At 70.8% G+C, this 6,421-nt stretch carries 8 protein-coding genes; 5 read left to right on the plus strand and 3 right to left on the minus strand.

The annotated features are described in order from the left end of the window. The first annotated feature begins 3 nt into the window (after positions 1 to 3). The 3 genes from ABZV31_RS17280 to ABZV31_RS17290 are packed head-to-tail and all read left to right on the plus strand — an operon-like array spanning position 4 to position 1,088. Positions 4 to 261, plus strand: coding sequence for an acyl carrier protein (locus ABZV31_RS17280; RefSeq protein WP_355894181.1), 258 nt, complete (start codon positions 4 to 6; stop codon positions 259 to 261). Between the two features lies 1 nt (position 262). Beyond that, entirely contained in the window at positions 263 to 745 is a 483-nt protein-coding gene (locus tag ABZV31_RS17285) for an SRPBCC family protein (RefSeq protein WP_355894184.1), read from the plus strand. Positions 746 to 764: 19 nt separating this feature from the next. Then, positions 765 to 1,088 carry a TcmI family type II polyketide cyclase gene (locus ABZV31_RS17290; RefSeq protein ID WP_355894187.1) on the plus strand — a complete coding sequence of 108 codons (324 nt, stop codon included), beginning with the start codon at positions 765 to 767 and terminating at the stop codon, positions 1,086 to 1,088. A gap of 123 nt (positions 1,089 to 1,211) precedes the next feature. Here the strand turns inward: ABZV31_RS17290 and ABZV31_RS17295 are convergent, their stop codons facing one another. The 3 genes from ABZV31_RS17295 to ABZV31_RS17305 form a co-directional block, all read right to left on the minus strand. Beyond that, a complete protein-coding gene (locus tag ABZV31_RS17295; protein ID WP_355894190.1) occupies positions 1,212 to 2,240 on the minus strand; it encodes a methyltransferase in 1,029 nt (342 codons plus the stop codon). 59 nt (positions 2,241 to 2,299) lie between these two features. Next, positions 2,300 to 3,361 (minus strand): right-handed parallel beta-helix repeat-containing protein, encoded by a 1,062-nt coding sequence (locus tag ABZV31_RS17300; RefSeq protein ID WP_355894193.1) that lies wholly within the window; start codon positions 3,359 to 3,361, stop codon positions 2,300 to 2,302. Positions 3,362 to 3,456: 95 nt separating this feature from the next. Further along, positions 3,457 to 4,347: an aminoglycoside phosphotransferase family protein gene (locus ABZV31_RS17305; protein WP_355894196.1), complete on the minus strand. Its 891-nt coding sequence runs from the start codon at positions 4,345 to 4,347 to the stop codon at positions 3,457 to 3,459. Positions 4,348 to 4,369: 22 nt separating this feature from the next. Between ABZV31_RS17305 and ABZV31_RS17310 the strand changes: the two genes are divergently transcribed. Then, positions 4,370 to 5,023, plus strand: coding sequence for a rhomboid-like protein (locus tag ABZV31_RS17310; RefSeq protein ID WP_355894591.1), 654 nt, complete (start codon positions 4,370 to 4,372; stop codon positions 5,021 to 5,023). A gap of 10 nt (positions 5,024 to 5,033) precedes the next feature. Next, positions 5,034 to 6,421 (plus strand): FAD-dependent oxidoreductase (locus tag ABZV31_RS17315; RefSeq protein WP_355894199.1); only part of this gene is annotated, 1,388 nt, incomplete at its 3' end.

Below are 6,421 nucleotides of genomic sequence, written 5' to 3' on the forward strand. Positions count from 1 at the left end.
CGCATGAGTGCCCAAATCACCGTGGAAGAACTGGCCGAGCTGATGAAGAAGGCCGCCGGAATCACCGTCAGCCCCCAGGAGCTTCAGGACCGGCCGGACGTCGGCTTCGACGAGCTCAGCATCGACTCGCTCGGCCTGCTCGGCATCGTGGGCGAACTGGAGAACAGGCACGGCACGCCGATGCCTCCCGACGCGGAGCGCTGCAAGACCCCCCGGCAGTTCCTCGACCTCGTCAACAGCACCCTTCTGGCAGGAGCCTGACATGGCTGGACATACAGAGAACGAGATCACCATCGCCGCACCGGTGGACCTGGTGTGGGAGATGACCAACGACGTGGAGAGCTGGCCGCAGCTGTTCACCGAGTACGCCTCCGCCGAGATCCTGTCCCGGGAGGGCAACAGGACCACCTTCCGGCTGACCATGCACCCGGACGAGAACGGCACCGTCTGGAGCTGGGTGTCGGAGCGGGAGACCGACCGCCCCACGCTCACCGTCCAGGCCCGCCGGGTCGAGACGGGCCCCTTCGCCCACATGAACATCAGGTGGCGGTACGAGGAAGTCCCCGAGGGCACCCGGATGATCTGGACGCAGGACTTCGCGATGAAGCCGGAAGCGCCGGTCGACGACGACTGGATGACCGACAACATCAACCGCAACTCCAAGGTCCAGATGGCCCTGATCCGCGACAAGATCGAGAAGGCCGCCACCGGACGCCGGGCCGAGCCGGCCCTGACCACCGACTGAGCCGGACGGAGAAAGGCCCATGCACCAAGCCCTGATCGTCGCCCGTATGGCCCCGGGCTCGGCCCCGGACATCGCCAAGATCTTCGAGGACTCCGACCGGGGAGAGCTGCCCCACCTCGTCGGCGTCACCCGGCGCAGCCTCTTCCAGTTCGGCGACGTGTACATGCACCTCGTCGAGGCCGACCGGGACCCCGGCCCCGCCATCGCCAAGGTGGCCGGGCACCCCGAGTTCCAGGACATCAGCCAGAGGCTGTCGGCGTACGTCAGCGCCTACGACCCCGAGACCTGGCGCTCGCCGAAGGACGCGATGGCCCACCGCTTCTACGTCTGGGAGCGCACCTGAGCCGTCTGACGCCGCCGTCCGCCCCCGGACAGCCGCCGTCTGCCCCCCGGACGGCCACCGGCCGCCGGGCCCGCAGCGTCGCGGGCCCGGCGGCCGGTGGTCTGGGGAGGGGACCCTTCCGGGTCACCCGGGAACGGTGCAGTCGAACGCGTGCAGGTAGGGGTTGACCGGGCGGATGTCGTCGATGACCAGGCCCGCGGCGGTCAGCCGGCCGACCATGCTGTCGGTGGTGTGCTTCGCCCCGCCGACGTTCAACAGCAGCAGCAGGTCCATGGCGGTGCTGAACCGCATCGACGGGGTGTCGTCGACGAGGTTCTCGATGACCACGACCCGCGTCTTGGGGCCGCCCGCCTCGATGACGTTGCGCAGGCACCGGGCGGTGCTGTCGTCGTCCCACTCCAGGATGTTCTTGATGATGTAGACGTCGGCCTTCACCGGGATGGCCTCACGGCAGTCGCCGGGCACGATCCGCACCCGGTCCGCGAGGGAGCCCGACTCGCGCAGCCGCGGATCGGCGTTCTCCACCACGCGTGGCAGGTCGAGCAGCGTGCCGTGCATCGACGGGTACTTCTCCAGCAGGCTCGCCACCACGTGGCCCTGGCCGCCGCCGATGTCGGCCACCGACGAAGCCCCCGACAGGTCGAGGAGCTCGGCGACGTCCCGCGCGGACTGCTTGCTGGAGGTCGTCATGGCCCGGTTGAAGACGTCGGCCGACTCCGGGGCGTCCTCGTTGAGGTAGGTGAAGAACTCCTTGCCGTACAGGTCCTGTACGACGTTCCGGCCGGTGCGCACCGCCTCGTCCAGCTGCGGCCACGCGTCCCAGGTCCACGGCTCGGTGCACCACAGCGAGATGTAGCGCAGGCTGTTCGGGTCGTCCTCGCGCAGCAGCCGGGACATGTCGGTGTGCGCGACCCCCCCGTCCTGCTGCTCGGTGAAGACGCCGTAGCAGGACAGGGCCCGCAGCAGGCGCCGCAGCGGCTGGGGTTCGGTCTTCACCGCGGCCGCGAGGTCCTCCACGGCCATGGGGCTGTCCCCCAGCGCGTCGGCGACACCCAACCGGGCCGCCGCGCGGAGGGCGGCGGCACACGCCGCCCCGAAGGCGAGCTCCCGCAGCCGCATGGACGGCGGTGGGGCAGGGTTTGCGGTCGTCATGTGCCGCCTTTCCTTCTCGGGTTCACAAGCTTGGGTTCACGGGTGGGAGGGCCGGCCGGTCAGCACAGTCCCGCGGGCTTGGAGGCCCGGCAGGAGTTGTTTTCGAAGGTGTTGCCCTGGCGGGTGTCCTCCTGGTTGACGAGGTCCGCCGGCGCGTTGCCCTGCAGCGTGTTGCCGCTGATCCGGTTCCGATCGCTGGTGACGCCCACGAAGCTCTTGTACAGGACGATGCCGCCCGACAGCGGGGACGTACCGGCGTTGTCGGCGATCATGTTGCCGGTCACCAGGGTGTCCTCGGCGCCGGTCAGGACGATGCCGGAGCCCTGGAGGAAGGGCAGCCGGGCGGTCTTCGGGCAGTACTTGTTGTTCTGCGTGACGCGGTTTTCGCGCACGGTCAGGTCGCCGGCCTTCGGCATGTTCTCGTCACCGACGACGAACACCCCAGCGCAGTTGCCGGTGATGTCGTTGCGCGTGAGGCTGAGGTTCCTCAGGCGCCGGACGGTGACGCCGATCCGGTTGCCCTCCAGCCGGTTGCGTTCGACCACCGCTCCGTGGGCGTCCGTGGCGCCCTCCTCGGTCTGGACCGCGTTGGCGAGGAACAGGCCCGCGTCGCCGTTGTTCCGGGCGGTGTTCTGCCGGTACACGCTGTCGAAGGAGCGCTCCTCGGCGATGCCCCACTGCCCGTTCGCCTCGGCGGTCACCTTCCTGACGGTCAGCCGGTCGGTCGTCGCGGCCATCAGTCCGGACCGGGCGAAGCCGGTCACGGTCAGGGAGGCGACGGTGACGTCCGTCACGCGGTGGTCCTTCGTCCCCGTCACACAGATGCCGTTGCCGGCCTGGGCGCAGCTGGTCGCCGCCTTCTGCTCGGCCGGTTGGATCACGGTGCCGGGGCCCGCGCCGCGCAGGGTCAGCCCGTCCGTGGTCACCTCGACGGACTCGTGGTAGGTGCCGCTGGCCACGAGAACGGTGTCTCCCGGTCGGGCGGCGTCCACCGCCTTCTGGATCGATTCCCCTGGACGCACCAGGTGGACCGTCGGGCCGTTGCGCGCCGGTGCGGCGCCGAGTCCCGACCCGACGAGCGCTGCGGTGCACAGGAGATGGGCGATATGGCGTTTCGTCATATTCTGTACGCTATCGCCCGATACGGCGCTGGAGCGCCGGATGGGCCATCCGGCGGCGTGTCATGGACCGCGGGTGGGCGCGGGGCGCCCACCGGTCAGCCGCGCAGGGTGCGCCCGATCTCCAGGTGGCCGGGTGACAGGGGGCGGCCGTCCTCGATGTCCCACAGGGCGTTCTGGAGGACGCGGCCGAGGGTCCAGGCGCGGGCCCGGTCCCGGTCCAGGCCGAGGACCTCGGTCATGGCGTCGAAGCGCCAGGCGATGTCGCCGGACTCGAAGCGGTTGTCCAGGGCCGGGAAGAGCTCGAAGCCGGGGTCGCCCGCCAGCGGCTTGGGGTCGATGGCGAGCCAGGGCTCGCGGTCGGCGCCCAGGACGTTGTCGTAGTGCAGGTCCCAGTGCAGCAGCCGGTCGCCGGGTTCGCAGGCCACCTCGCGCACGGCGGCCGCGCAGTCCGCGATCAGACGGCGGTCGGCGCCCTCCGGGATCCGCCCCAAGGCCGCCGGGGCCTCGTCCAGCATGGCCTGCGCGATGTCACCCAGTTGCCGCAGTCCCTGGGGCGCCGGTATGGAGGTCAGGCGGGCCAGCAGCCGGGCGACGACCAGGACGGCGGCGCGGGAGTCGGGGACGTGCGTCAGCATGCGGGCCGCGTCGAGGCGCTCCAGCAGGAGGCTGCCCGTGGCGGTGTCGTGCTCCAGGAGTCGTACGGCGCCGTCGCCGTCCCAGGTGCTCAGGGCGAGCGGTTCGCCCGCGCTCTCCTCGTCCGGGAACTGCAGCTTGAGCGCGGCCGGCGTGCCCTCGGCGCGGACCACCGGCAGGACCAGCGCACACATTCCGTACATCGACGGCCCGTCGATCCGCAGCTCCCACCGCCGGAGGAACTCCACCGTCTGTCGCGGCAGGTCCGCGACGAACGCCCGCCCCGCCGCCCCGTTGAATTTCTCCTGAGAAGCGGCCAGTTCGCCAGGCACCTCGATCACCTTCCCGACCATACTTGCGGGTGTGAACGGGGTCATGCGGTTTCGGCGCGGGCTCGGGGCAGCGGCGGCGTACGTCCGCAGCGCCCCGGGGACGTACGTCTGGCTGCTGATCCTGTTCGTCACCACCTTCGCCCTGCACCACATGTCGCCCCATTTCGAGGAGCAGTTCCTGCGGCAGCGCTCGACCAACATCCACGAGTTGTCGAACAACCCGGTGCGGGTGCTGGTCGCCAGCGCGATGTGGATCGACAGCGGCCACTGGCTGCCGTACGCGGCCCTGTACACCGTCTTCCACGCCCAGGCCGAGCACTGGCTGGGCACCCTGCGCTGGCTGCTGGTGTGCGTGGCCGCGCACGCGCTGGCGACGCTGACCAGCGAGGGCGCGCTGCTGTGGGCGATAAGCCGCGGCATGGCACCGGAGTCGGCGGTCAACACCCTCGACGTCGGCGTGAGTTACGCGCTGGCGGGGGTGATGGGGGCCCTGACGTACCGGATCGCCGCGCCCTGGCAGTACCTGTACGCGGCCGTCGTGGCCGCCGGCTACGGGGTGCCGCTGGTGACCGGGCGCACCTTCACCGATCTGGGGCATTTCACCGCCGTCCTGATCGGCCTCGGCTGTTATCCGCTGGTCAGAGGCCGTGGAAAAGCATGGAATCCGAAGGAGACACTGGCCGCCCTCAGGGGTTAACGTCCCGGCCATGAGCAGCTCGGCAAGCAGTGCCGTGAACGGCGGCATCTCCTTCTGGTTCGCGCACGACGGCCTCCCGGCGGTGCGGGAGCCGCTCACCGGCGACGCGACGGCCGACGTCGTGATCGTCGGCGGCGGGTACACGGGGCTGTGGACCGCGTACTACCTGAAGAAGGCGGCCCCCTTCCTGCGCATCACTGTCCTGGAGCAGAAGTTCTGCGGCTACGGCGCCTCGGGACGCAACGGGGGCTGGCTGTACAACGGCATCGCGGGCCGCGACCGGTACGCGAAGCTGCACGGCCACGAGGCCGCCGTACGCCTCCAGCGGGCCATGAACGACACCGTGGACGAGGTGATCCGGGTCGCCGCCGAAGAGGGCATCGAGGCCGACATTCACAAGGGCGGCGTCCTTGAAGTGGCACGGACACCCGCCCAGTTGGCCCGCCTGAAGGCCTTCCACGAGCACGAGTTGTCGTACGGGGAGAAGGACCGCGAGCTGTACGGCGCCCGCGAGACCGCCGAACGCATCCGGGTCGCGGACGCCGTCGGCTCCACCTGGACCCCGCACGGGGCACGCCTGCACCCGGCGAAGCTCGTCAAGGGCCTCGCCGCGGCCGTGGAGGCCCTCGGCGTCACGATCCACGAGTCGACGCCGGTGACGGAGATCCGCCCGAAGCACGCGGTCACGCCCTACGGCACCGTCCGCGCGCCCTACGTCCTGCGCTGCACGGAGGGCTTCACGGCCTCGCTGAAGGGCCAGAAGCGCACCTGGCTGCCCATGAACTCGTCGATGATCGCGACGGAGCCGCTGACCGAGGAGCAGTGGGAGACGATCGGCTGGGCGGGCCGCGAGACCCTCGGCGACATGGCGCACGCCTACATGTACGCCCAGCGCACCGCCGACGGCCGGATCGCGCTGGGCGGCCGCGGGGTGCCGTACCGCTTCGGCTCGCGCACCGACAACGACGGCCGCACCCAGGAGGCGACCATCGAGGCCCTGCGCGACATCCTGGTCCGCTTCTTCCCCTCCCTGGCCGGGGTGCGCATCGAGCACGCCTGGTCCGGCGTCCTCGGCGTGCCGCGCGACTGGTGCGCGACCGTCACCCTGGACCGCTCGACCGGCCTGGGCTGGGCCGGCGGCTACGTCGGCTCGGGCGTCGCCACCACCAACCTCGCCGCCCGCACGCTCAGGGACCTCGTCCAGCTCGACTCCGGCCAGGCGGGCCGGACGGATCTCACCGACCTGCCCTGGGTCGGCCACAAGGTGCGCAAGTGGGAGCCGGAGCCGCTGCGCTGGCTGGGCGTCCAGGGCATGTACGCCGCCTACCGCACGGCCGACAGGCGCGAACTCCTCACGCACAGCACCCAGTCGTCCCGGCTGGCCCGGATCGCCGACCG

Source organism: Streptomyces sp. NPDC005202, assembly GCF_040608235.1.
Taxonomy (GTDB): domain Bacteria; phylum Actinomycetota; class Actinomycetes; order Streptomycetales; family Streptomycetaceae; genus Streptomyces.

Bases quoted from the DNA above. Each gene is read 5' to 3' on its own strand.
- ABZV31_RS17280 (WP_355894181.1), top strand. From the start codon at position 4: ATGAGTGCCCAAATCACCGTGGAAGAACTGGCCGAGCTGATGAAGAAG.
- ABZV31_RS17285 (WP_355894184.1), top strand. From the start codon at position 263: ATGGCTGGACATACAGAGAACGAGATCACCATCGCCGCACCGGTGGAC.
- ABZV31_RS17290 (WP_355894187.1), top strand. From the start codon at position 765: ATGCACCAAGCCCTGATCGTCGCCCGTATGGCCCCGGGCTCGGCCCCG.
- ABZV31_RS17295 (WP_355894190.1), bottom strand. From the start codon at position 2,240: ATGACGACCGCAAACCCTGCCCCACCGCCGTCCATGCGGCTGCGGGAG.
- ABZV31_RS17300 (WP_355894193.1), bottom strand. From the start codon at position 3,361: ATGACGAAACGCCATATCGCCCATCTCCTGTGCACCGCAGCGCTCGTC.
- ABZV31_RS17305 (WP_355894196.1), bottom strand. From the start codon at position 4,347: ATGGTCGGGAAGGTGATCGAGGTGCCTGGCGAACTGGCCGCTTCTCAG.
- ABZV31_RS17310 (WP_355894591.1), top strand. From the start codon at position 4,370: ATGCGGTTTCGGCGCGGGCTCGGGGCAGCGGCGGCGTACGTCCGCAGC.